At 70.3% G+C, this 23,568-nt stretch carries 24 protein-coding genes; 11 read left to right on the forward strand and 13 right to left on the reverse strand.

The window, feature by feature from the left end:
- Window positions 1–78 precede the first annotated feature (78 nt).
- The 6 genes from VFL28_09920 to VFL28_09945 all read right to left on the reverse strand — a co-directional run bounded on the left by VFL28_09920 (window position 79) and on the right by VFL28_09945 (window position 5,679).
- Window positions 79–2,049 carry an alpha-1,4-glucan--maltose-1-phosphate maltosyltransferase gene (locus VFL28_09920; protein HET7264978.1) on the reverse strand — a complete coding sequence of 657 codons (1,971 nt, stop codon included), beginning with the start codon at window positions 2,047–2,049 and terminating at the stop codon, window positions 79–81.
- Between the two features lie 49 nt (window positions 2,050–2,098).
- Entirely contained in the window at window positions 2,099–4,204 is a 2,106-nt protein-coding gene (locus tag VFL28_09925; protein ID HET7264979.1) for a TrkA C-terminal domain-containing protein, read from the reverse strand.
- 50 nt (window positions 4,205–4,254) lie between these two features.
- Window positions 4,255–4,473 (reverse strand): hypothetical protein, encoded by a 219-nt coding sequence (locus tag VFL28_09930; protein HET7264980.1) that lies wholly within the window; start codon window positions 4,471–4,473, stop codon window positions 4,255–4,257.
- A gap of 140 nt (window positions 4,474–4,613) precedes the next feature.
- Entirely contained in the window at window positions 4,614–4,862 is a 249-nt protein-coding gene (locus tag VFL28_09935; protein HET7264981.1) for a hypothetical protein, read from the reverse strand.
- A gap of 33 nt (window positions 4,863–4,895) precedes the next feature.
- On the reverse strand, window positions 4,896–5,294 hold the full coding sequence (locus tag VFL28_09940; GenBank protein ID HET7264982.1) for a CBS domain-containing protein: 399 nt from the start codon (window positions 5,292–5,294) through the stop codon (window positions 4,896–4,898).
- A 79-nt stretch (window positions 5,295–5,373) separates the two neighbouring features.
- Window positions 5,374–5,679 (reverse strand): hypothetical protein, encoded by a 306-nt coding sequence (locus VFL28_09945; protein HET7264983.1) that lies wholly within the window; start codon window positions 5,677–5,679, stop codon window positions 5,374–5,376.
- Between the two features lie 138 nt (window positions 5,680–5,817).
- Here VFL28_09945 and VFL28_09950 point away from each other — a divergent pair, with 138 nt between their 5' ends.
- The gene (locus tag VFL28_09950) at window positions 5,818–6,474 is read left to right on the forward strand and encodes an ABATE domain-containing protein (protein HET7264984.1); all 657 of its coding nucleotides are present in this window, start codon (window positions 5,818–5,820) and stop codon (window positions 6,472–6,474) included.
- Window positions 6,475–6,494: 20 nt separating this feature from the next.
- Here the strand turns inward: VFL28_09950 and VFL28_09955 are convergent, their stop codons facing one another.
- From VFL28_09955 to VFL28_09975, 5 genes are read right to left on the reverse strand one after another with little or no spacing between them, the layout of a single operon-like run.
- A complete protein-coding gene (locus tag VFL28_09955; protein HET7264985.1) occupies window positions 6,495–7,367 on the reverse strand; it encodes a creatininase family protein in 873 nt (290 codons plus the stop codon).
- 38 nt (window positions 7,368–7,405) lie between these two features.
- On the reverse strand, window positions 7,406–8,614 hold the full coding sequence (locus VFL28_09960) for a mandelate racemase/muconate lactonizing enzyme family protein (protein HET7264986.1): 1,209 nt from the start codon (window positions 8,612–8,614) through the stop codon (window positions 7,406–7,408).
- A gap of 19 nt (window positions 8,615–8,633) precedes the next feature.
- Window positions 8,634–10,202, reverse strand: a complete 1,569-nt coding sequence (locus tag VFL28_09965) for an ABC transporter substrate-binding protein (GenBank protein ID HET7264987.1) — start codon at window positions 10,200–10,202, stop codon at window positions 8,634–8,636.
- A 26-nt stretch (window positions 10,203–10,228) separates the two neighbouring features.
- Window positions 10,229–11,065, reverse strand: a complete 837-nt coding sequence (locus VFL28_09970; protein ID HET7264988.1) for an ABC transporter permease — start codon at window positions 11,063–11,065, stop codon at window positions 10,229–10,231.
- Window positions 11,066–11,068: 3 nt separating this feature from the next.
- A complete protein-coding gene (locus VFL28_09975) occupies window positions 11,069–12,016 on the reverse strand; it encodes an ABC transporter permease (GenBank protein HET7264989.1) in 948 nt (315 codons plus the stop codon).
- A 120-nt stretch (window positions 12,017–12,136) separates the two neighbouring features.
- Between VFL28_09975 and VFL28_09980 the strand changes: the two genes are divergently transcribed.
- Genes VFL28_09980 through VFL28_10025 form a run of 10 tightly spaced genes read left to right on the forward strand, consistent with a single transcriptional unit; the run spans window position 12,137 to window position 21,474 of the window.
- Window positions 12,137–13,057: a dihydrodipicolinate synthase family protein gene (locus VFL28_09980; GenBank protein ID HET7264990.1), complete on the forward strand. Its 921-nt coding sequence runs from the start codon at window positions 12,137–12,139 to the stop codon at window positions 13,055–13,057.
- A 16-nt stretch (window positions 13,058–13,073) separates the two neighbouring features.
- Window positions 13,074–13,799, forward strand: coding sequence for a sulfite exporter TauE/SafE family protein (locus tag VFL28_09985; GenBank protein HET7264991.1), 726 nt, complete (start codon window positions 13,074–13,076; stop codon window positions 13,797–13,799).
- A gap of 25 nt (window positions 13,800–13,824) precedes the next feature.
- Window positions 13,825–14,703: a 16S rRNA (cytidine(1402)-2'-O)-methyltransferase gene (gene rsmI / locus VFL28_09990; protein HET7264992.1), complete on the forward strand. Its 879-nt coding sequence runs from the start codon at window positions 13,825–13,827 to the stop codon at window positions 14,701–14,703.
- Window positions 14,700–15,860, forward strand: coding sequence for a dihydrodipicolinate synthase family protein (locus VFL28_09995; protein ID HET7264993.1), 1,161 nt, complete (start codon window positions 14,700–14,702; stop codon window positions 15,858–15,860). Before rsmI ends, VFL28_09995 begins: the two co-directional genes overlap by 4 nt.
- 10 nt (window positions 15,861–15,870) lie before the next feature.
- Window positions 15,871–17,190 carry a homoserine dehydrogenase gene (locus tag VFL28_10000; protein HET7264994.1) on the forward strand — a complete coding sequence of 440 codons (1,320 nt, stop codon included), beginning with the start codon at window positions 15,871–15,873 and terminating at the stop codon, window positions 17,188–17,190.
- Window positions 17,183–18,286, forward strand: coding sequence for a threonine synthase (thrC, locus tag VFL28_10005; GenBank protein HET7264995.1), 1,104 nt, complete (start codon window positions 17,183–17,185; stop codon window positions 18,284–18,286). Before VFL28_10000 ends, thrC begins: the two co-directional genes overlap by 8 nt.
- A 55-nt stretch (window positions 18,287–18,341) precedes the next feature.
- Window positions 18,342–19,256, forward strand: a complete 915-nt coding sequence (gene thrB / locus VFL28_10010) for a homoserine kinase (protein ID HET7264996.1) — start codon at window positions 18,342–18,344, stop codon at window positions 19,254–19,256.
- Window positions 19,253–20,467, forward strand: a complete 1,215-nt coding sequence (locus tag VFL28_10015) for an aspartate kinase (GenBank protein ID HET7264997.1) — start codon at window positions 19,253–19,255, stop codon at window positions 20,465–20,467. Before thrB ends, VFL28_10015 begins: the two co-directional genes overlap by 4 nt.
- A gap of 7 nt (window positions 20,468–20,474) precedes the next feature.
- Window positions 20,475–20,864 carry a VOC family protein gene (locus VFL28_10020; GenBank protein ID HET7264998.1) on the forward strand — a complete coding sequence of 130 codons (390 nt, stop codon included), beginning with the start codon at window positions 20,475–20,477 and terminating at the stop codon, window positions 20,862–20,864.
- A gap of 37 nt (window positions 20,865–20,901) precedes the next feature.
- Window positions 20,902–21,474, forward strand: a complete 573-nt coding sequence (locus VFL28_10025; protein HET7264999.1) for a hypothetical protein — start codon at window positions 20,902–20,904, stop codon at window positions 21,472–21,474.
- 10 nt (window positions 21,475–21,484) lie between these two features.
- On the opposite strand, the gene VFL28_10030 is transcribed toward VFL28_10025, so the two are convergent.
- Together VFL28_10030 and VFL28_10035 are read right to left on the reverse strand one after the other, a co-directional pair.
- A complete protein-coding gene (locus VFL28_10030; protein HET7265000.1) occupies window positions 21,485–22,789 on the reverse strand; it encodes an amidohydrolase/deacetylase family metallohydrolase in 1,305 nt (434 codons plus the stop codon).
- On the reverse strand, window positions 22,768–23,151 hold the full coding sequence (locus VFL28_10035; protein ID HET7265001.1) for a hypothetical protein: 384 nt from the start codon (window positions 23,149–23,151) through the stop codon (window positions 22,768–22,770). Before VFL28_10035 ends, VFL28_10030 begins: the two co-directional genes overlap by 22 nt.
- Window positions 23,152–23,568: the final 417 nt, after the last annotated feature.

Below are 23,568 nucleotides of genomic sequence, written 5' to 3' on the forward strand. Positions count from 1 at the left end.
GCCGCGGCGCCGTGGCCGCCGGACCACGCCGCGTCCGCGCGCGCCGGTTCGGCGCGGCCCCGCCCCGCGACGACGGGCTCACGTCGCGCCACGCTCCACGCGGAAGATGTGCGCCGGCTGCTCGGAGGGCCGGAGCGACACGTAGTTGCGGGCGCCGCGCCAGGCGTACCGCGCGTCGGTCAGCAGATCCGTTACGGCAAACGGTTCGTCCGCCCCGAGGCCGAGCGCGTCGAGCGCCAGCGCGGTCCACCCCGACTGCGCGGAGTGCGGGTCGAGGTTCACGACAACGAGCACCGCGTCCCCGCCGCCGTAGGCGGCCGTCTTGCTGTAGCAGAGCAACTGGTCGTTGTCCACCCCGTGAAAGACGAGCGAATCGTCGCGCTGCAGCGCCGGATGCGCGCGGCGGATCGTGTTTACACGGCCGATCAGGCCGCGCAGACTGTCCGGCCGGTCGAGCGCCCAGTGTTTGATCTCGTACTTCTCGGCGTTGAGGTATTCTTCGCTCGCCGGCGGCGGGCTGTTCGGCGCGGCCGACTGATGCTCGCACAGCTCGAACGCCGGCCCGTAGATACCGTAGTTGGCGCCGAGGGTCGCCGCGAGCACGAGCCGCACCGCGAACGCCGGGCGGCCCCCGTCCTGCAGATATTTATGCAAGATATCGGGCGTGTTCGGCCAGAGGTGCGGGCGGAAGAAGTCCCGCACGGGCGACCGCGTCAGCTCCGAAAAGTACTGCACGAGCTCCGCCTTGGCGGTGCGCCACGTGAAGTACGTGTACGACTGCGTGAAGCCCAGCTTGGCCAAGCGGTACATCACCTTGGGCCGCGTGAACGCCTCGGCGAGAAAGATCACATCGGGGTCGGTGCGGTGGATGTCCTCGATCAGCCACTCCCAAAACGGAAACGGTTTCGTGTGCGGATTGTCTACGCGGAAGATCCGTACGCCTTCGCCCATCCAAAAACGCACGACGCCGAGGAGCTCCTTCCAGAGGCTCTGCCATCCGGCGGACTCGAAGTCGAACGGGTAGATATCCTGGTACTTCTTCGGTGGGTTTTCCGCGTACTGGATCGTGCCGTCCGGCCGCCGCCGGAACCACTCCGGATGCTCGCGGGCATACGGATGGTCCGGCGCGCACTGGTAGGCCAGGTCGAGCGCGACCTCCAGGCCGTGCTCGCGGGCGCGCGTCACGAGCCGCCGGAAGGCGTCGAGCGTGCCGAGTTGCGGGTGAATCGCGGTGTGCCCGCCCTCGGCCGCGCCGATCGCCCACGGGCTTCCCGGATCGCCGGGCGCCGCGATTTCGGCGTTGTTACGCCCCTTGCGGTGGTCGCGTCCGACCGGATGGATCGGCGGCAGGTACAGAACGTCGAAGCCCATACCGGCGACGTACGGCAGGCGCGCCTCGCAGTCCGCGAAAGTCCCGTGCCGCCCGGGCTCCGGCGAGGTGGAACGCGGAAACATCTCGTACCACGCGCCGCACCGGGCGCGCTCGCGGTCCACGACGAGGCGCAACTCGGGCGCGTACCGCGCGGCCGCGGTCCGATCGGGGTGACGCCGCACCGCGGCGGCGAGATCGTCCGACAGCGCGATCCGCACCGCGTCCGCATCGCCCGCGCCGAGACGGTCCGCCCAGGCCGCCAGCGGCTTGGCCTCCGCCTGCCCGCCGGCGCGGCGCGCGGCGGCCCGCACGAGCGCCGCGCCGATCTCGAGGTCCACCCGCACGTCCTGCCGGGCGTCCACGCGCTTCGCGAGATCGCGCGTCCACGTGGCGAAATGGTCGACCCAGACCTCCACCGTGTAGCGGTACCGGCCGGCGTGGGACGCGGCGAACGTGCCGCGCCAGCGGTCGTTGTCGACCAGGGCGAGCGGCGCCTCGCTCCATCGACGGTCGCCCTCCCTCCGGTAGCGCAGCACGCCGGCCAGGACGTCGTGGCCGTCGGCGAACGCGTCGCACTCGACGACCACCGTGTCGCCGGCGATGCGCTTTGCCGGGAACCGCCCGCAGTCGACCTGGGGCGTGAGGGCCTCTATGGCGACTCGGGGCTTTGCCTCCATAATCACCCGCCCGGGCGTGGACGTTCGGAGCGGCGCAGGCAACGCGGGGTCACCGCGGCGCGATGATTTCCTCCAGGCGCACGCCGTCGCCCCGCGTGGTCGCGACCGTGATGTGATCGCCGCCGTGCAGCACGGTGTCGCCGCGGGGCACGAGCATTCGGGTGCCCCGGCGCAGCGCCACGACGAGGCTGTCCGGCGATACGGCCAGCGCGCTGAGGGGCCGGCCGGCGATCGCCGATTCGGGCGGGATCGCAAAATGCACGAGCCGCGTCCCGAGGTATACGCGCTCGGCTTCGGTCCCGCGGTCCACCTCGTCGAGAATCTCGGGAAAGCGCGGCGGATACAGGTCGTAGAGGTACCGGTACATGGCATCGATCAGGAAATCCACCTCGCCCGCCGCCATCCAGGTCCGCTGCAGGTGGTCGAGGCACAAGAACACGTTCCGGCAGTGTTCGCGCGCCTCGAGCAGCACGCGCCGCCAGCGCGCCGCGTTGTGAAAGTCCTCGTCGAGCGCCCGGTACGCGTCGAGCAGCTGCTCCGCGCCGCGGCCCGCCTTGTCACGGAAGTCGGTCGCGTAGTCCAGCTGCCGGAACGCCTCGCTCGGGTCGTAGTCGTGGCGCTCCTCGCGGAGGCGTTCGAGCGCAAACCGAAGATAGGCGATGCGGGTGTCGAGCAGGCCTTCCGGCAGGCGCCCGAGCCCGACGAGCATCCGCGGGTCGAGGTGGTCCTCGGTCGCCGGATACCGCTCCGGATAGAACTGCAGCATCATCATGAGGGCGTCGGCCATCACCAGGCCGTACAGGTAGGGACGCTTGTTGAGCGCCTCGCTCGGCTGCCAGCCCCAGTTGTCGGCCTGCTTCAGGAGGCGGAAGCCGACCGCGACGCGCTTCTCGATCGGAAACCGGTACAGCTGATACCCTTCGTCGGCGAGCACCGACGCGTGCACCCCGACCGGGGCGAGCAGGCCGAACGCCCGCAGCATCCACCCGAACAGGCCGACCATGTACTTGCCGGGCTCCCAGTAGATGAAGGGGTGCGCCCGGAAGATCTGCGGCACCGCGTCCACGCCGCCGGCCTCTCCGGCGTAGAGCGGCGGATACTGGCCGTCCGAACGGAGCAGCACGCGGGTCTCCGGCGCCCAGCCCATCCCCTGGTGCTCGACCCTCGCCTGCGGCGGCCCGGGCAGCGTCTCGAGGTAGTCGTCGGGCGTCGCGAACTTGACCGCGACGTCGGGCGAGCCGAGCACCTGGCGCCACGAGGCCTGCAGCACGTCGAGGGCGACGTCGCCGAAGTCCATGAGCTCGAGATCCTGAATGTAGAGGATCAACCCGTTATCCGGGGCCGCGTTGAGCGCCTCCCGAAGAGTTCCCGCGTATTCCTCGACCCCGTGCGTTCGATCGATGGGAAAGTCGAGATACCGGTGCTCCTTGTACTCCGTATCAAAGACGTAGTAGGCGCCCATCATGTAGCCCTGCGAGCGCACTTCCTGCGGATACATTCGCGTGACCGGCCGCCAGATCTCCTGCGACACACGGAAGTGTCGCGGCAGCGCGACGAGCCGCCGCCCGATCAGGAACGGCCGGTGCACGTAGTCGTACGACGGATCGGACGCGGTGTACACGCCCTTCCGGTCGCTGAGGTGCGGGTGGACGGCCGCGTCGATGCCCGCGTCCTCGAGGGCCGGCGCGAACCGCGGATGCACCGAGCATTCGGTGAAGAAGAACACGCGGCGGCGCGGGCGCGGGGCGCCGACCACGTCGTGCAGCATCTCCTGGTTCAGCCGCAGCTCTTCGACGAGCTCCCCCGGCTCGAGCAGCGACGCGTGGGTGTGGTGGGCCGTCGTGTAGAGCGGATAGATCGTGTGATCGCGGTAGGCGCGCCGCAGCTCCTCGAACGTTCGCGGGAGAATCGTGCGGATCTGGTAGAGCAGATCGTTGGAGATGTCCACCGTGACGCGCACGTCCATCGCTTTCGCGAACGCGATGAGGTCGCGGTAGATATTGCGGCCCTCTTTGGCCCGCCGGCGCAGGTAGTTTTCCGGCGGGACGGCCTGCGCGATGCGCGCGTCCGGAACGGCGCCCTGCAAGTGTGCCGGCAGATCCCAGAGCGGCTCGTGAGCATGAAAGGCCAAGATGACGTGAACCGTCTTGGGCACGACTACATCTTACCCCGGTTGGCGGCGTTCGGGGGAGCGGCAGAACGAGGTTAGACGTCGCCCCCGGGCGCGGCGTCTTTGACGACGTCGGCGACGATTTCGTGCGGCAGCCGGCCGGTGCGGCGGGCACGAGCGCGATAGTACTCGATGAGGCGGAGCGGCAGGCCGAGCGCGTGCAGCAGCCCGAGCGAGGCTTCGAACTTGTCGCGGTTCCAAACGCCGGCCGGAGACCTGTCTCGCCGGTCCACAAGCGGCCGTCCGCCCGACATCCTCACACCTCCGCGCCGCTGGGTTTCATGCCCAGCGTCCGCGGCGCCTAGACCGGCGCGGGGCGCCGCCGGCTTGAAACCGCCGCGGCGCCCCGCTCGCACCGACTACCGATATCGCTTCCCGTGACGCCTCGCTCCGGTCAGCGCCTCCGGCGCAGCGCGCCCGCCGCCGCGAGGCCGACCAGCATCGCCGCGAGCCCGAGCCGCCCGGACCGCATCGCCGGATCGGAGGCGGTGTCCTTCAGTGGACGGGCCATGCGGGCCTCTTTGCGCCCCGCGGTGCGACCCCCGGCCGCCGTGTCGAGCCCGAGCCTGTCGGCAGCCGCCTCCCGCCTGAGCGCCGCCATGCGTTCGTTCGCAAGCATTTCGTACATTTGAACATTCCACATCCGAAAGACTCCTTTCGTACCGGTCGAGCAACCCTACGGCAGCAGCGCGGTCCAGGGCAGCAGCCCCACCAGGCGCGCGCCGTCCATCACCGGCAGCGCCTCATAGCCGCCCGTCCGCATCAACATCCCCGCGTCCTCGAGCGACGCGTCCGCTGCGATCGACGGCACCGGCTCGACGATCCGCGCAACGGTCAACCTGTCGAGCACATCGCGCAGCTCATACACGTCCAGGGTGGTCACGTCCGACGGTGTGAGCCGCAGGAGGCCGGTCTCTCTGACCAGGCCGAGGAGACGATCACCATCGGACACCGGCAGCGCGCGAAGGCCGTGCTCTCGGAGGAGCCTGAGGGCCGTCGCGACGGTCGTGCGCGGCGTGATTACGGGCGAAGGTACCGTGCTGTTCCTGACGCTGCTGGTGCGGATATCGATCATGATCGTCCTCCCTTTCCGGGGTCTTCACGTATCCTATCGGGACCTGAACGCCGAATCTGTCCGCTTCGTCGCGCGCAATCTAATCGGCCGCGACGTCGTGCGGCACGAGCGTCTCGCCGGCCGGGCCCGCAACCATCATCGCCGGCCAGCGCCGCTCGTACGTCGTCTGCCGCGGGCTGATCAGCCGGGCAAACTCCCACTCCGTGAGGTCGCCTTGCTCGTGCGCATGCCAGATCCGTTGGATCCGGTCCTGTGCCGCGCGGGCGTCGCCTGCCGGCTCACGCCGCGAGGCCGCCCGCACCGCGATCGCGGCGACAACCGCAACCAACGCCGCCGACAGCACCGCATCCCATAACCACTCTGAACCAACCAGATAGGGCCACATCCCGTAACTGCCTCCCTGACGAACCAGAAAGCCATTCCGACCACTTGCAGGGGCTCGTCTAACCTGCTATATTGTCTTTACTGGTGACAGCCTACCACGCCCGACCTAACTTGTCAAATGTTATTTGAGGGTTATGTTATGGGGAACATTGAGGTGGGGGCGAAACAAACGGTGTTAACAGAGTACACCTTTGAGTTCAGCGGAGGACGGCTCTGCCTGGACTTCGTCAACACCCTGGGCGGAGCGCGCAAGACTCCAAAGGAGCACCTGCACAACTACCTCGATCTGCTCGCATGGGGACGCCAGGCCGGCCTGCTCGACGATGACGCGGTGCAACGGCTGACACAACTCTCGAAGCGGCGGCCCGATGAGGCCGCGCGGACGCTCCGCGACGCGGTGGCGCTGCGCGAAGTGATGTTCCGGATCTTCTGCGGCGCGGCGGACTGTCAGCCTCAGGCCGAGGAGGACATGAAGGTCTTCAATGCCGCCCTCAGCCGAGCGCTCGCCCACGTCCGGCTCGCCACCAGCCAGGAAGGGTGCGTCCGCCTCTGGGGAGACGGCGACGACGATCTCGACCGCGTGCTGTGGCCGGTGCTGCGGTCTGCGATGGACGTGCTGACGTCAGAGCACGAGCGGACCCGCGTGCACAAGTGCGAGAGCCCGACCTGCGACTGGTTGTTCCTCGACACGAGCCGCAACCACAGCCGCCGGTGGTGCGACATGAACACTTGCGGCAACCGCGCGAAGGCGCGCCGGTACTACGACCGGCATAAGCATACGGACGCGCACGACTAAGGGGCGGCGGCCGCGCATCCTTACAATTCGAACGGCAGGGCGAAGGTCGGGGCCGCGGTGTGGCGGTCCCGCCTCGGCAGGTCGGGCCGGCTGCGGAACCAGCGGACGAGGTCGACCAGATCCCGCACGATCGCCTCGAAGTAGCGTCCGCCCTTCTCGCGGCTCGCGTACTGCGGCAGTCCGTTCGATCCGGTCTCGGAAAACGACGACGTCCAGTCCATGATCCCGGCCGGACCGGAGCCGAGCGTGATGTCCCGGTAGTGCCACCGGTCGGCGCCGGGCAGCTTCATGTAGCTCGGAATGTCGCCCTTGATCCGCTCAGTCCGGACGCCGTCGGGATTGATGTGCCAGTAGAGCGATGTCTCCATCTCGCAGGCGTGCGCGCAGCCGCCGACCGGAGACTCGCGCACCGCGTTCCAGTCCTTCACCGCGAGATGCCACCAGCCGAGCGACATGCAGGCGGCGTCGGTCTGCAGGCTGACCTGCCGCGCCGCCATTTCCACAAGCGGCGCGTTGGAGCCGTGTCCGTTGATCATGATGATGCGCTTGAACCCGTGAAAGGCGACGGACCGGCCGATGTCGATCAGCAGTCTCACGAACGTCGACGGCTCGATGGTGACGGTACCCGGGAAATCCATCACGTGGTGCGTGTAGCCGTAGGCCACTTCCGGCATGACGAGCATATCGGCGGGCGAACGCGTCGCGGCTTCCATCGCGAGCGCGCGCACCTGCCTGGTGTCCGTCTCGAGGGGCAGGTGGTGACCGTGCTGCTCCGTCGCGCCCACCGGGAGAACCACGACTTTCTTCAGCGCGACCGCCTCGTTGATCTCCTGCCACGTCAACGCGTCATAGCGCACTTCGCGCGATGCGCGATCGCGCAGCGATTCCGCCATCGTCACACTCCCCCCCGCTTCGGGCCGGTCCGGCCCGCTCACTCCGCGATATCGTACCATCGGCCGCCGCGCGGCCGGACGACGTAAGGCGCCAGCGCATCCGCGTCGGCCCGCACGCCGCTGCCCGGCCCGTCGGGCACGACGAACTCGCCGGCCTCGGTCTCGAACGGCGCGTCGATGAGACCGGACGCCAACTCCACCATCTGCGGCTGGTATTCCACCATCATCAACCCCGGCGCCCACGCCGCCACCTGCAGCGACGCGGCGATGTAGCCGAAGAGTCCGACGCCGAGGTGCAGGGTGAGCGGCCGGCGATAGCGCTCGGCGAGCAGCGCGATCGCGCGCGACTCCGTCGTGCCGCACCGGCCGACGTCGACCTGCGCCACATCGAGCGCCCCGGCCTCCAGCCACGGCTCGAACTGATAGCGGGTCCGCTCGCACTCCCCGCCGGCGACGGGGAGGCGCAGGGCGGCGGCCACCCTGGCCGTCCCGGCGAGATCTTCCGGCAGCACCGGCGTTTCCAGAAAGGCGACGTCGATCCGTTCGAGCGCGCGCCCCAGCCGGATCGCGGATTCCGGATCGTACATCCACTGCGTGTCGACGCACAGGCGGACGTCAGGACCGAGCGCCTCGCGGAGCGCCGAGGCTTCGGCGGCGTCCTCCTCGACACCGTGTCCCGCGAAGATCTTGAACGCGCGAAACCCCCGCCGGCGGAACTCGAGCGCTTCGCCGATCCGCTCCTCCCGCGTTTCGCCGGCGAGTCCCGAAATGTAGGCGGGAACGCGCGTGCGCGCGGGGCCGCCGAGCAGCCGCCAGACCGGCTGCCGCAGCGCCCGACCGCCCAGATCCCACAGCGCGTTGTCGACCCCGGCGACGGCGTCAACGTACATACCGGTGATGTGTCCCCGGCACCGCATCGCCGAGTACAGCATCCCGTACAGGGACTCGCGTCCCGTCGGGTCCCGGCCGATCAGGAGCGGCCGCAGGACCCGTTCGACGATCACGGCGCCGGCTTCCGGCGCGACCGGGAACTGCGCCTCGCCGGTGCCGGCGACCCCGGTGTCGGTCTCCACGGTGACCAGCAGCGTCTCCACCGCGGTGGAGTAGACCGTCGGATACGGCTCGACGACTTGGTAGGTCGAGTCCGCGGCGCGGCGGGCCCGGCCCCGGAGTCCGGCCGTCCCGGAAAAGAGCGACTCCGGGCGCGGGATCCGGACCACCGTCGCCTTTACGTCGGCAATCCGCATTGCGTCGTTCGGACGGCGCCTACTTGTCGGTCCAGACGTTCCAGACGCGGACGTAGCCGGCCGGCCAGACCTCGTACCCGTGCACCGAGTCCCGGTACCCCTGGCCGATCGTGCTGAAGAACAGCGGCATGAACGGCAGGTCCTTCACCTGCAACTCGTGGATCTGGTCGATCAGCGCGTGGCGCTGCGGCCGCGAGGTCGTGGCCGCCACCGCGTTCGTCAGGCGGTCCCAGTCCGGGTTGTTGTAGCCCGACGGCGTGCTGGTCGAGTTCCACAGCGGGCGGTAGATCGCGATCGGATCCGGCCGCAGCGTGAGGTCGTTGATGAACATGTCGAAGTTGCCGGTGCGCCAGGTCTGCGTCCACGCGGCGAGCTCCATGGAGTTGATCTGGGCGTTGATGCCGACGGCCTTGAGCTGCGACTGTACGATGACGGCCGCGGCCTCGTCCAGCGGCGCGGTCGGCGTCACGTTGATCTTCAAGACCTCGCCCTTGTACCCGGACTGCGCGAGGAGCTGCCGCGCCTTGGCCGGGTCGTATCCGGCGTCTTTCGATGTAATACCGTCCCACAGCGACGAACCCGGCAGCACCACCGACGGCGCGGGCGCGCCCAGGCCATAGGTCACGCCGTCCGCGAGCACCTTCTTGTTGATCGCGTACGCGACGGCCTGACGCAGCGCCAGGTTGGCCATCCGGCTCTGCTTGTGGCCGAAACGCATCTCGGTGATGGTGTACGACGGAACCTCGAACACGTGGAGCCCGGGCGCCGACTTCAACTTGCTGTATGCCGGATAGTCGAGGGTGTCGGCGATGTCCACGTCGCCGGTCGCGAGCGCGTTGGCGCGCACCGCGGTGTCTTTGATCGGGATGAAGCGCACCTCGTCCGCGTAGGGGACCTTGGCGCCGGCGAAGCCCGACGGCTTGCCCGGCCACGGCTTATACGCGGCGAACCGCTTCATCACGAGGTAACGGTCCGCGGCCCACTCCACGAACTGAAACGGCCCGGTGCCGACGGGCCGGGTGATCGTCCCGCCCTGCTGATCGGCGAGGCCCTTCGGCATGATCACGACCGAAGCGATCGGGTTGGCCAGGCTGAACAGGAACGTTCCGTCCGGCGCCCTGAGGGTCACGCGGACGGTATAGGGATCCGGAGCCTCGAGCGTCTGGATGCCGCTCAGGTCGCTGCGCCGGCCGCCTTTGTCTTTGTAGCGCTGCAGCGAGTAGATCACGTCATCCGCGGTCATCTCCTTCCCGGTATGGAAGCGGACCCCGCGGCGCAGGTGGAACACATAGACGCGCGCGTCTTGCACCTGCCAGCTCTCGGCGAGCGCCGGGGCCAGGTTGACGCCTCCGTCGAGCGTGATGAGCGGCTCCTGGACGTTCATCAGCGCGATGCGGTTCTCGTAGTCCGTCGTCACCTGCATGTCGAGGCTGTTCTCGTCCGACGCCAGGGCGACTTTGAGCACGCCCCCGATCCGCGGCGGTGCCGGGGCCGCGAGCGAACCCGGCTGCGGGATCAGCCCCAGTCCGACCAGCGCGGCGAGCGCCGGAATCGCCGCGCGGCGCATCCAGATCCAACGTCCTCCCATCGCCACTCCCCCTTAGACGGGCCCGCTCACGATTGATGCGGGTCGAGCGTATCGCGCAGTGTGTCCCCCACCAGATTCAGGCCCAGCACGCTCGCGCTGATGCAGAGCCCCGGAAAGATCGCCACCCACGGAGCCGTGGTCAGAAAATCCTTGCCCTCCGCCAGCATCCCGCCCCAGGTCGGCGTGGGCGGCGGCGCGCCCAAGCCGAGGAAGCTGAGGGCCGCCTCGGCGAGAAGCATCTGCGAGAAGCTGATCGAGCCCTGCACGATGAGCGCCGGCAGGCAGTTCGGGAACAGGTGGCGCACTATGATACGCGCCGCTCCCGCGCCGCCGCTGCGCGCCGCGTCCATGTATTCCATCTGCCGGACCGGCAGCGCGGCGCCGCGCATCACGCGGGCGATGCGCGGCGTGTAGACGAGGGCGAGCGCCAGCACGATGCTCTTGATGCCGGCGCCGAGCACCGCGGCGACGCCGATCGCGAGCAGCAGCGCCGGAAACGCAAGAACGACATCGCAGATCCGCATGATCACCCGGTCGGTCCAACCGCCCGCGTAGGCGCTCACGATCCCGAGCAGGCTCCCCGCCGCCGTCGCGATCAGGACGGCCGTGAACGAGGCGCCGAGGCTGTAGCGGCTGCCCCACAGCGCGCGCGCGAGCACGTCCCGGCCGAACTGGTCCGTGCCGAACCAATGCCCGGCGTCCGGCGCCCGGAGCCGGTCCTGGATCGCGATCGCGGTCGGCGACGCCGGCGCCGCAAGAGGACCGGCGAGGGCCGCGAGCACCGCCCCGGCCAGCAGCAGCGCCCCCAGGGCCGAGACCCAGGTGCGGTGCGCGCGCCGGACCGCGCGCAGGAGTCGACGCATCCGTCATGCCGCCTCGCGGACCCGGGGATCCATCAGCCCGTAGCTGAGGTCGACCGCGAGGTTCGCGAGCGCGTAGATGACCGCGGAGTACAGCATCACGCCCTGAATCAGCGGATAGTCCCGCGTCAAAATCGCGCTGATGACGAGCTGGCCGACGCCCGGCAGGCCGAACACGGTCTCCACGACCACGACGCCGGAGAGCAGCGCGCCCACTTGAATGCCGAGGACCGTCACGACCGGCGGGAGCGCGTTGCGCAGGGCGTGGCGATAGATCACCCGGCGCCCGGCGAGTCCCTTCGCCCTGGCCGTCCGCACGTAGTCGTGCCGCAGAACCTCCAGCATGTACGCGCGGGTCATCCGGGCGAGGTTCGCGGCTTGCACGATGCCGAGCGCCAGCGCCGGCAGCGCGAGGAACCGCAGCGCGGTTCCCGCGGACTCGGTGATGGTCTTGTAGCCGACGAGCGGCACGAGGCGCAGCTCCACCGAGAAGACCAGGAGCAGCAGGATGCCGAGCCAGAAGTCCGGGACGGAGAGGCCGAGCAACTGAAAGAGGCGCACCGCCTGGTCGGCCGCGCTGTTCTGCCGCACGGCGCCCAGCACCCCGCTCGGCACGCCGACCGCGACCGCGACCGCCAGCGCGAACAGGCACAGTGTGAGCGTGGTCGAGAGCCGCTCCCCGATCATGGCCGACACCGGCCGGTGGGAGAAGATCGAGTAGCCAAGGTTGCCCCGGACGGCGTCCCGCATCCAGATCGCGAAGCGGACGGGAACCGGACGGTCGAGCCCCAGGTCCTTGTGGAGCGCCGCGATCGACTGGCGCGACGCTTCCGCGCCGAGCATGACCGTCGCGGGATCCCCTGGGATCAAGGCGAGCAGAGCGAAGGTGACGACGGAAATGGCGGCGAGAATCGCCACGAACCCGCCCATGCGTCCGACGATCCAAGCCCACACTCGGAGTTCCCCCCGGAACGCGAGCCGAACATCGTGCGTGCTGCGCCGTCCTCTACGTTCGGGAGGCGCCGGGCGCAACCTGCCCAGGAAACCCCGGCGAGCCAACGAAGTTCGGCCGCGATGAACGAGCGGGCGTTGGACGGAGTCTATCCGATCGTGCCCACCATCTTTGACGAATCGGGCGGCCTCGACCACGACGGCCAGCGGGCGACGGTGGACTTCCTGCTGCGGGCCGGCGTCCACGGCCTCGTCCTGCTCGCCAACGCGAGCGAAGGATACACGATCCTCGACGCCGAGCGGACGGCCCTGATCGGCACGGTGGTGCGGCACCTCCGGGGACGGATCCCGGTCGTGGTCACCTGCAACCACCCGAGCACCATCGGCGCCGTGCGGTTGGCGCGGGAGGCGCAGGACCTCGGCGCGGACGCGGTGATGTTCCTGCCGCCGTTTTTCGGTGGCTGGCTGTCCGATCTCGACGGCGTGCGCCGCCACTGCGAGGCGCTCTCACACGCGACCACGGTGCCGTTGATGCTCCAGGACCATCCGCTGAGCGGCGTCACGATGCCCGCCGCCTTCCTCGCCGATCTCGCGCGCGCGATCGAGCGCCTCGGCTACTTCAAGATCGAGTCGAACCGAGCGCCGGCGAAGATCGGGGCGGTGGCGCGGCTCGGCGGGGAGGCGATCCGGGGCCTCTTCGGGGGCACGGCGGGCGTGGTCTTTCTCGAGGAGCTCGATCAGGGCGCCGCCGGCACGATGCCGAGCAGCCTGCTGCCGGAGGTCTTCGTCCGTGTCCTGACCGCCTATCGCGCGGGCGACCGAAAGCGGGCGGCCGAGCTTATGGCGCGGTACGCGCGGCTCGTGGCGTTTGAGATCCATCTCGGCGGCCAGCGGGCCGTCAAGGAAGCCCTCGCATTACGCGGAGTCGTCCGGTCCACCTTCGTGCGCGGCCCGATCCGCGACGCCTGGGACGAGCACGCGGCGAGGCAGTTTCGGGAACTGATCGAGGAAGCCGGCCTGCTGGAGCTCGAGCGGCGGTCTTGAGCCGCCCGGCCTCTCCGTGCTGACCACGATCGCGATCATCGTCGGCCTCTCCGCGGCCGCCGCCGCGGTGACGGGCTTCGGGTTCAACCTGGTCAGCACGCCACTGCTCGCCTTGATCTACCCGCCGCGTCTCGTCGTGGTGCTCACGCTGCTGCTCGGGATCTGCGCGAGCGGCCTGCTCGTGGTTCGCCGCGAGATCCGGCGGGAGGTCGAGTGGCGCGTCGTCCGCCCGCTGTTCCTGTCGAGCCTCGCCGGCATGCCGCTCGGCGTCGCGCTGCTGGCCCTCGGCCCGCCGCGGGTGCTCAAGGCGGCGATCGCCGCGGTCACCGCCGCCTTCGCGATCTTGATGCTGACCCGGTTCCGCCCCCGCTTCGCCGGCGGAATGCTCGACACCGTGGCCGTCGGATTCCTGAGCGGTGTCCTCTCCACCAGCACCAGCCTGAACGGACCTCCCGTCGCGCTCTATCTCATGGCGCGCGGGTACGCGAAAGACCGGTTTCGCAGCACCATGGTCGTCTACATCTTTCTGGCCACCGTGACGAGCGTGGCGCTGCTCGCGCTCGGCGCCGGGGTCACGGCGGAGGCGCTGGGACTCGCGGCGAGAACGGCGCCGGTCGTGATCGCCGGATTCGCCGCCGGGGTGCTCGCCGTCCGCGGCCTCACCGACCGGCACTTCGAAGTCACGGTCCTCGGATTTCTGGTCCTGGTCGGGGTGATCGGCGTCGCGTCCGCGCTGCGGTAAGAACGGTGCGTGATATAGTGGGGCCGTGACGTCCGGCCCAGGGACGCTCTACGTCGTCGCAACCCCCATCGGCAACCTCGAGGACGTCTCGCTCCGCGCGCTGCGCGTGCTGCGGGAGGCGGCACTCGTCGCGGCGGAGGACACCCGCCGGACCCGCAAGCTGCTGTCGCACCACGGCATCCCGGCCCGCCTCGTCAGCGTCCGCGAGCACAACGAACGGGTGCGCGCGCCGGTCCTCGTGCGGCGGCTGCTCGGCGGCGAGTCGATCGCGCTGGTCTCGGACGCGGGCACGCCGGGCCTGAGCGATCCGGGCGCCGCCCTCGTGCGGACCGCGGCGGACGCGGGTGTGCGCGTCGTGCCCATTCCCGGCCCGAGCGCCGTGCTGGCCGCGCTCGTCGCGTCGGGCCTCCCGGCGGAACCGGCCACGTTTTTGGGGTTTCTCCCGACCCGGGGCGCGGAGCGCCGGCGCGCGCTCGACGCCCTGCGGAATCTCCCGCACACGCTCGTGCTCTTCGAGGCGCCGCACCGGCTCCGTGAGACGCTCGGCGACCTGCTCGAAGCGCTGGGCGACCGCCGGATCGCGGTCGCGCGCGAACTGACGAAGGTGCACGAAGAGGTGTACCGGGCGGCGCTCACCGAAGCCGTGCGGCACTTTTCCGCGCATCCTCCGCGTGGGGAATTCACGCTTGTCATCGAAGGAACGGGGTCGGGCGGCACGGACCCCGCGGACACCGGAGCCGCGGCCGACGCGGCGCGCGCGCTGGCGCGCGAGACGATGGTGCGCGCCGCGGCCGAAGGCTGCTCCGCCCACGAGGCGGTGCGGCGGGCGGTCGAGGCGAGCCGCCTCCGCCGCAACGAGGTCTACCGTCTGTGGCTCACGCTCAAGCGGGAGGCACGCCCATGAAAAAGGTCCACACCGCCGGAGACGAGGTCGAAGCGCTGATGCTCCAGGGCGTCCTGGAACAGGCCGGCATTCCCGTGGCGCTCCGCTCGCGGCAGATGCCCGGATACGGCGTGGTGTTCGAGAAGGCGACGGGCGTGTGGGGCGACCTGTTGGTACCGGATGAACAGGCGGAGGACGCGAGGACGCTGATCCGCGACTATCTGGCGGCGCAGGCCAAGCGCGCCGCCGGCGGGACGAAGGGGCTGGCCGGGATCGTCGTGCCGATCCCCACGCTGTTCGACGAGCGCGGCCGGCTCGACGAAGCGGCCAACGTCCGCCACGTCGAGTGGCTGATCGCCCGCGGCGTGCACGGCGTGTTCCCGCTCGGGACGACGGGCGAGTTCACCGCGCTGACCCGCGAGGAGCGCCGCGCGATGGCGGAACTGGTGGTCCGGACCGCGCGGGGGCGGGTTCCGGTGCTCGTGGGCTGCGGCGCGCCGGGCACGGAGGAAGCCGTCGCCTACGCCGAGCACGCGGAGCAGATCGGCGCGGACGCGGTCGCCGTGGTCCTACCATATTATTGGGTGCCGCCGGACCGCTCGATCTACGAGCACTTCCGGCTGATCGCGATCGCGACCCGCCTGCCGGTCTACATCTACAACTTCCCGGGTCTGACGGGCCGCAACATCCCGCCCCGCCTCGTGCTGCGGCTGGCCCGGGACCACGCCAACATCGCCGGCATCAAAGACACCATCGACAGCGTCGCGCACGTCCAGGAAATCATCACGACCGTGCGGCCGGCGCGGCCGGATTTCGTCGTGCTCTGCGGCATGGACTACCACCTGCTCAACACGCTGCTGCTCGGCGGCGACGGCACGGTCCCGGGCACCGCCAACTTCGCGCCGGATCCGTTGGTGGAGATCTACCGCGCGGTCACCCAGGGACGGCTCGCGGACGCGGCGGAGCAGGGCCGCCGCCACCTCAACGCGATCCCGGGCCTGTTCACGGCAGACGCGCCGGCGTTCGTCGTCGTCAAGGAAGCGATGGTGATCGCGGGCCTGATCCCGCACGCGACGGCACGGCCGCCCGCGCTGCCGCTCACCGAGGACGAGCGGCGGACGCTGCGGCGGGGTCTCGAAGCGCTCGGGATCGGTGCCGCCAAAGGCGCGCCGCGGTGAGGGCCGCGTCGTGAGCTTCATCGCGCGGGAAGGCGAACCGCCGCCGGTGCCCGTGAACGTCGGCCTGTTAGGCTGCGGGACGGTCGGCAGCGCGGTGGTGCGCCTCTTGCGGGCCAACGGCGACGAGATCGAGCGGCGCACCGGCGCGCAGCTTCGTCTGCGCCGCGTTGCCGTCGCGAACGTGGAGCGGTCCCGCGGCGTCGCGTTCGAACCGGGCGTGCTGACCGGCAACGCGCCCGCCGTCGTCGCGCACCACGACATCAACGTGATCGTGGAGGTCATGGGCGGGCTCGAGCCCGCGCGGACGCTTCTGCTCGACGCGATCGAGCACGGCAAGCACGTCGTTACCGCGAACAAGCAGCTGATCGCGCGGCACGGCCCGGAACTCTTTGCCGCCGCCGCCCGCGCGGGCGTCGACCTGCGCCTCGAGGCGAGCGTCGGCGCGGGCGTGCCGGTGATCCAGATGCTCAAGGAGTCGCTCGCGGCCAACCGCGTGGCGGAGGTCACCGGCATTCTCAACGGCACGACCAACTACGTCCTCACGCGGATGGCGGAGGACGGCTCGGAGTTCGGCGACGCGCTCGCCGACGCCCAGCGCCGCGGCTTCGCGGAAGCGGATCCGACCGACGACGTGGAGGGGCACGACGCGGCGGCGAAGCTCGCCATCCTCGCGACAATCGCGTTCCACACGCCGGTGCACGCGGACTCGGTCTACCGCGAGGGCATCAGCCGCGTCTCCGCGCAGGACATTCGATACGCGGCGGAGCTCGGCTACGTGCTCAAACTGCTCGCCATCGCGCGCGAGCACGGCGGCCGCGTCGAGGCCCACGTCCACCCCGCGTTCATCCCGCACGCGCACCCGCTCGCCGCGATTCGCAACGAGTTGAACGCGGTCTTCGTCCGCGGGGACCAGGCCGGCGAAGTCATGATCGTCGGACGCGGGGCGGGCGGCGCTCCGACGGCGAGCGCCGTCGTCGCGGATCTCATCGACGTGGCGCGCAACCACCGGCGGGGCCTGCACGGCCGCGTCGGCTGGGAATCGCTGGACGCGCGGCCGCTTCGGCCGATGGAAGAGGTCGAGACGCCGTTCTATCTCCTGATGCAGGTCACCGACCGGCCGGGGGTGTTCGCGCGTATCGCGACGATCTTCGGCGAAGAGGGCGTCAGCATCTCCGCGATCTCGCAGAAGAGCCGCGGCACCGACGCCGACATCGTCATGATCACGCACACGGCGCGCGAGGCGCAGATGCGCAAGGTCCTGGCGCGGATCCAAGCCCTCGACGTCGTCGGCACGGTCCGCAACGTCATCCGCGTGGTGGACGGTGAGTAGGCGCCTGTGGCGCGGGGTGATCGAGGAGTACCGGCAGTTCCTGCCGGTCACGGACGGCGCGCCGGTCGTTACCCTGCGTGAGGGCGACACGCCGCTCCTGCGCGCCGAGCGCCTCGAGCGCCACGTGCCGGGCGCGACGATTTACCTGAAGAACGAAGGGGTCAACCCGACCGGATCGTTCAAGGACCGCGGGATGACGCTCGCCATCACGAAGGCGGTCGAGGAAGGCAGCCGCGGCGTGCTCTGCGCGAGCACCGGCAACACCGCGGCCTCCGCCGCCGCGTACGCGTCGCGCGCCGGGATCGCCTGCTTCGTCGTGGTCCCGGCCGGCGGGGTCGCGCTCGGCAAGGTCGTCCAGGCGCTCGCCCACGGCGCCCGGCTCGTGCCGATCGAAGGCTCGTTCGACGAGGCGCTCCGCCTCGTCCGCGAAGGCGCGCCGCGCCTGCGGCTTACGCTGGTCAACTCCGTCAACCCGTACCGGATCGAGGGGCAGAAGACCGGCGCCTTCGAGGTCTGCGACGTGCTGGGGCGCGCCCCGGACGTGCTCGCGGTCCCCGTCGGCAACGCCGGCAACATCAGCGCCTACTGGAAGGGCTTCGCGCAGTACCACGCGCGCGACATCGTGACGGCGCGGCCGAGGATGTGGGGCTTCCAGGCCGCGGGGGCCGCGCCGTTCGTTCTCGGGCATCCGGTCGACCGGCCGGAGACGATCGCGTCCGCCATCCGGATCGGACGGCCCGCTTCCTGGGACAGCGCGGTCGCGGCGGTCGAGGAGTCCGGAGGCGCCTTCGAGGCGGTCAGCGATGAGGAACTGCTGGCGGCGCGCACGATGCTCGCGCGGGAAGAAGGCACCTTCGTCGAGCCGGCCTCCGCCGCGTCGGTCGCCGGCGTGCTGCGTCGGTCGCGCGAAGGACGGATCCCCGAGGGCAGCACCATCGTCTGCATCCTCACCGGCCACGGCCTCAAGGATCCGGAGGCGGTGCTGCGCACGGAACGGCGGCCCGAGCCGGTGCCGGCCACGTTCGAAGCGATCGAAGCCGTCATCGGCGAACCGGCGCTCTCGGGAGCGGGGGAATCGTCTCGCGGACGCCGATGACCGATCCCCGGGAAGCGGCCGGCCGCCGCGAACGCGCGCGAGCGGGGACCGGCTCATGATCCGCGTCCGCGTGCCCGCGACGACGTCCAACCTCGGGCCCGGCTTCGACGCGCTCGGCCTCGCCCTGCGCCTTCACAACACCGTCGCGCTGGAGGACGCGGATGCGCCGCGCATCGAGATCGAGGGCGAGGGCGCGATGGCGCTGCCGCGGGACGGCACGCACCTGGCGTACCGGGCGGCGCTGGCCGTGGTCGACGCGGTCCGCGCACGGGGCACGCACCGGGGCCGCCTGCCTGAGGCCTTCCACCTCCGGCAGCACAACCGCATTCCGCTCGCCCGCGGGCTCGGCAGCAGCGCTGCGGCGATCGTCGGCGGCGCGGCCGCGGCCAACGCGCTCCTCGACACGCCGCTCGACGAGCAGGCGCTGATCGACCTCGCCGCGGGGATGGAGGGCCATCCGGACAACGTGGCCCCGGCCGTCCTCGGCGGGCTGGTCGCGTGCGTGACCACGGCGGCGGGGAAAATCCGCTACATACGTCTCCTCCCGAAGCGGCTGCGCGCGGTGCTCGCGATCCCCGAGTTCGCGGTGTCGACCGCCGAGGCCCGGCGGCTCCTGCCGGAGCGCGTGCCGTTTCGCGACGCCGTCTTCAACGTCACGCGCACCGCCCTCTTGGTCGCCGCCCTCGCCGAGGGCCGCCCGGATCTGCTCGACGAGGCGACCCGCGACCGCCTGCACCAGCCCCACCGCGCCAAACTGGTCCCCGGCCTCGAGGCCGTCTTCGCCGCGGCGCGCGAGGCGGGGGCGCACGGCGTGGCGCTGAGCGGCTCCGGGCCGACCGTCGTGGCGTTCGGCGACGCGGCGGGCATCGGGGAGGCGATGCGGCGGGCGTTTGAAGCCTCGGGGACGGCGTGCCGCGCGCTCGAGGCCGACGTGGACCCGGACGGGACGGTGGTGGAGTCCGCGTCGTGAGCCTCGTCGTTCAAAAGTTCGGCGGCAGCTCGGTCGCGACGCCCGACAAGATCAAGCACGTCGCCGGCCGCGTCGCCGCGACCCGGGAAGCCGGTCACAACGTGGTCGTCGTGGTCTCCGCGCCCGGCGACACGACCGACGACCTGATCGGCCTCGCGCGGCAGATTACCGACCGCCCCGCGGACCGCGAGATGGATATGCTGCTCGCTACCGGCGAGCAGGTGTCGATCGCCCTGCTCGCGATGGCGCTGCACACGCGCGGCCAAGAAGCGGTGTCGCTCACCGGGGCGCAGGCGCTGATCCGCACCGAGCCCGTGCACCTGCGGGCGCGGATCGACGACATCGATCGCCGCCGGGTGGACCGCGAGCTCGCGGCCGGCCGGATCGTGATCGTCGCGGGCTTCCAGGGCATCACCGGCGACGGCGAGATCACGACGCTCGGCCGCGGCGGGTCGGACACCACCGCGGTCGCGCTCGCGTCCGTGCTCGGCGCGGAGATCTGCCGGATCTACACCGACGTCGAGGGCGTCTTCACCGCGGATCCGCGCGTCGTACCCGGGGCGCGGAAGCTGGCCGAAATCTCGTATGATGAAATGCTGGAGATGGCGAGCTCCGGCGCGCTCGTTCTGCAGACGCGCGCCGCGGAGCTGGCGAAGCAGTACCGCGTGCCGCTCGAGGTGCTCAGCACGTTCGTCGACCGGGGGGGAACGGTGGTGACGGATCGGGCGATGGAACGCCGGCGGCTGGTCACGGCCGTCACGCACGACCGCAACGTGGCCAAGATCGCCGCGACGGGCCTCCAGGACCGGCCGGGCATCGCGCACACGCTCTTCCGCGCGATCGCCGACCGCCACGTGAACGTGAACCTGATCATCCAGAGCGTGCCGCGGGCGCAGGGCGCGGACATCTCGTTCACCGTCGCGCGCTCGGACATGGCGGTCGCGATCGAGGCCGCCCGCTCCGTCGCCGGCGCGATCGGCGCCCGCGAGATCATCTCCGATCAGGACGTCGCCATGGTCAGCATCGTGGGCGCCGGCATGATCACCAACCCCGGCGTCGCGGCGACAATGTTCGGGGCGCTCGCCCGCCACGGCATCAACATCGAACTGATCGCCACGTCCGAGATCAAGATCTCGTGCGTCGTGCGGGCGGACGATGTGGAGAAAGCCGTCCGCGTGCTGCACGCCGAGTTTCGGATGGACGAAGAGTAATTGCGCGGTGTCCGCGCCGTCGATCGAGCGCATCGATCACCTCGTCCTCACGGTGCGGGATGTGGAGGCCACCTGCGCGTTCTACGCGCGCGTCCTCGGAATGACGCCGGTCACGTTCGACGACGGCCGCCGCGCGCTCGCGTTCGGCCGCCAGAAGATCAATCTGCACCAAGCCGGACGCGAGTTTGAGCCGACGGCGCTGCGTCCCACGCCGGGATCCGGCGACCTCTGTCTCATTACGGCGATGCCGCTGCCCGACGTGCTCGCACACCTGGCGGCCTGCGGCGTGCCGGTCGTGCAGGGCCCCGTGGCCCAAGAGGGGGCGCTCGGGGCGATGTCGTCGCTCTACTTTCGAGACCCCGACGGGAACCTGATCGAGGTTTCACACTACCTCTAGCCCCGGCACTCGGCCGATCGCCGGCGGGCGCATCGCGGTGGGCCTGGCCACGGAGTCCGTCGGCGCCGTCTCGGCCGCGATCGTGCTCGTCTACGTGCTCGGCGCGCTCCTCGCGCCGGCGATCGCCCCGTACAGCCCGTCGGCCGCCGACCTCGCCGCGCGGCTTGCGCCCCCGTCGGCGGCGCACTGGTTCGGCACCGACGCCCTCGGCCGGAACGTCTTCTCGCGGACGATCTACGGCACGCGCGTCAGCCTGCTCGTCGGCCTGCTCACGGTCGGCCTCTCCGCGGCAACCGGGACCGCGCTCGGCATGGCCGGCGCGCACGTCCGCGGCGGCATTGACATGGTCGGCGCCCGGATCGTCGAACTGCTGCAGGCGTTCCCCTACCTCATCTTCGCGATCGCGATGATGGCGTTTCTCGGGCCCGGACTTCTGGAACCTGATCTGGGCGCTCGCGCTCAAGGGCTGGATCGAGTTCTACCGCCTCGCCCGCGGGGAGACGCTCGCGCAGTCGAACCGCGAGTACGTGGAGGCGGCGCGGGCGATGGGCTACCCGACGTCCTGGATTCTGGTGAGCGAGAGCCTGCCGAGCATCCCGGCGTGAGGTGAGACGAGCGGCCTACTCGCGATGGTGGTGATGATGGTGGCGCGCGGTGTGACCCTCCGGCGTCTCGCGGTACACCCGGCCGCCGCGCACCACGGTCTTGGGCACGAGACGCCGGCGCCCCGTCCGCACGTCGCCGTGCGAGTCTTCGAACCGGAACTCGCCGTCCTGTAGCTCGAAGACCACCGCGTCGCCCCAGGCGCCTACCCGCAGCGTACCGATCCGGTCGGCCATCCCGAGCGTTTGGGCGGGTGTCGCCGTCACCTTGCGCAGCGCCTCGTCGAGCGACATTCCGAGGTGCAGGAACTTGCTGACCGTGGTGGCGAGGTCGAAAGCGGGACCGTTCACGTTGTAGGCGTGAAGGTCGCTCGAGATCGTCTGCGGCTGCACGCCCTGCCGGAGGGCCGTCTCCGCGACCCGCCAGGAGAAGCTGCCGCGGCCGTGGCCGACGTCGAAGACGACACCGCGCTCCATCGCCGCGTGCACCGACCGCCGGATCTTCCCGTGCTCGTCCAGGATGCCGTGCGAAAGGCCGTGGAAGCAGTGCGTCAGCATGTCGCCCGCGCGCATGACCGCGAGGATGTCGTCGAGCGACTCGCACCACGCCTCTTGGGGATGCACCATGATCGGCAGGCGCACCGCGTCGGCCGCCTCGCGCGCCAGATAGAGCGGCTTCATCCCGGCCTCGCGGCCCACGATCTGGTTCCGCGTCAGCCGCACCTTGACGCCGAGGATCACATCGCGGTGCTGCTCGATCGTCGCGATCGCCTTCGGCACGCTCGCGTAGCGGAGGTCGTCGAGCTCGCCGACCGCCGCGCTCAGCATGCCCAGCGACGAGATGTTGAGCCGCGCAAACAGGCGCGTCGCCGCCACGTCGATGACGTACTTCCGGAACCCCGGAAACGTGTCGGCGCCCGCCGAGCCCGCGTCCACCGCCGTCGTCACGCCCCTCGCGACGCAGTGCGGGTCGGGCTCGATGCCGTAGTGGCTGACGCCGTAGAAGACGTGGACGTGCAGGTCGATCATCCCCGGCGCGACCAGCAACCCTGAACAGTCGACGCTCTCGGCCGCGTCCCCGGGTGTGAGGCCGGGCTCCACCGCAGTGACATATCCGTTGGCAAACGCCACGTCCGCACCGGCGCGCAGTCCCTGCGCGGGATCCAGCACCGTGCCGCCCCGGAGCAGCAGCTCGTATCGCGGCGCCATGCCGTGCTGGTTCACCGGCGCAGCGGCGTCGCTCCTCTGCGCCGCCCCCGCCGACCCCAGGGGTACGGCTTCCCTGGGAATGCGGCTCGAACTCAGGCGCGAATCAGGCCCCATTCAACGCGAGCCTGCACGACGAACGTCAGCACTCCGTTTGACGCGTACGGCCTCAGCAGCTTGGTCATCTCAAGGTCAAACTCGGCCGTCGCGCCCGCGCCGAGGTGGTCTTCGGCCCACGTTGCGCGCGAGTGCTGGCCGCGAAGGTAGTCCCCGATACTTTGCGACACCGGGATCGGCGAGGTGACCCGGCAACCCACCGGTTCGAATGCCGGGTGCGCAAGCCGGGGCGCGCGCAGCAGCTCTTTCGCGGTTTTCCACTCACCAGCGCGCCGCGCGCCGATCCTTTCCAGGAAGCTCGTCATGAATGCGACTTCGTCACGTTCCCACGGCGCATCGACCGGCGAGTCGCCGTCGACCACCGCAAGGTGCGCGCCGGGGTTCAAGACGCGACCGAACCGCGGGAGCGTCCGATCCAAGTCCATCCAATGGATGCTCGCCGCACACGCAATCAGGCCGTAGGGTGGATTGAGTGGCGCTTCTTCTATCGGCGCCCGAATCCAATTGATTTTCGGACTGTCGGCGTTCGGCAGGGATCGGGCGATGCGGAGCATCTCCGCCGAAGGGTCGACCGCATCGCTGCGATCCAGGCCGTCGAGGAGTCCGAGCGTAATCTTCCCCGGTCCGCATCCCGCATCCAGCAAAACACGCGGTTGGCCCCGAAGCAGCCCCACAAGTAGTTGATATACTTCGGGCGAATAGGGGGGACGGTAGAGATAGTTTTCCGCGACTCGTCTCGAGGCGAACCGAGCGCCGTATGGAAACCCACCCACGGATCG

The sequence above is a fragment of the bacterium genome (genome assembly GCA_035691305.1).
In the GTDB taxonomy this organism is placed as follows: domain Bacteria; phylum Sysuimicrobiota; class Sysuimicrobiia; order Sysuimicrobiales; family Segetimicrobiaceae; genus DASSJF01.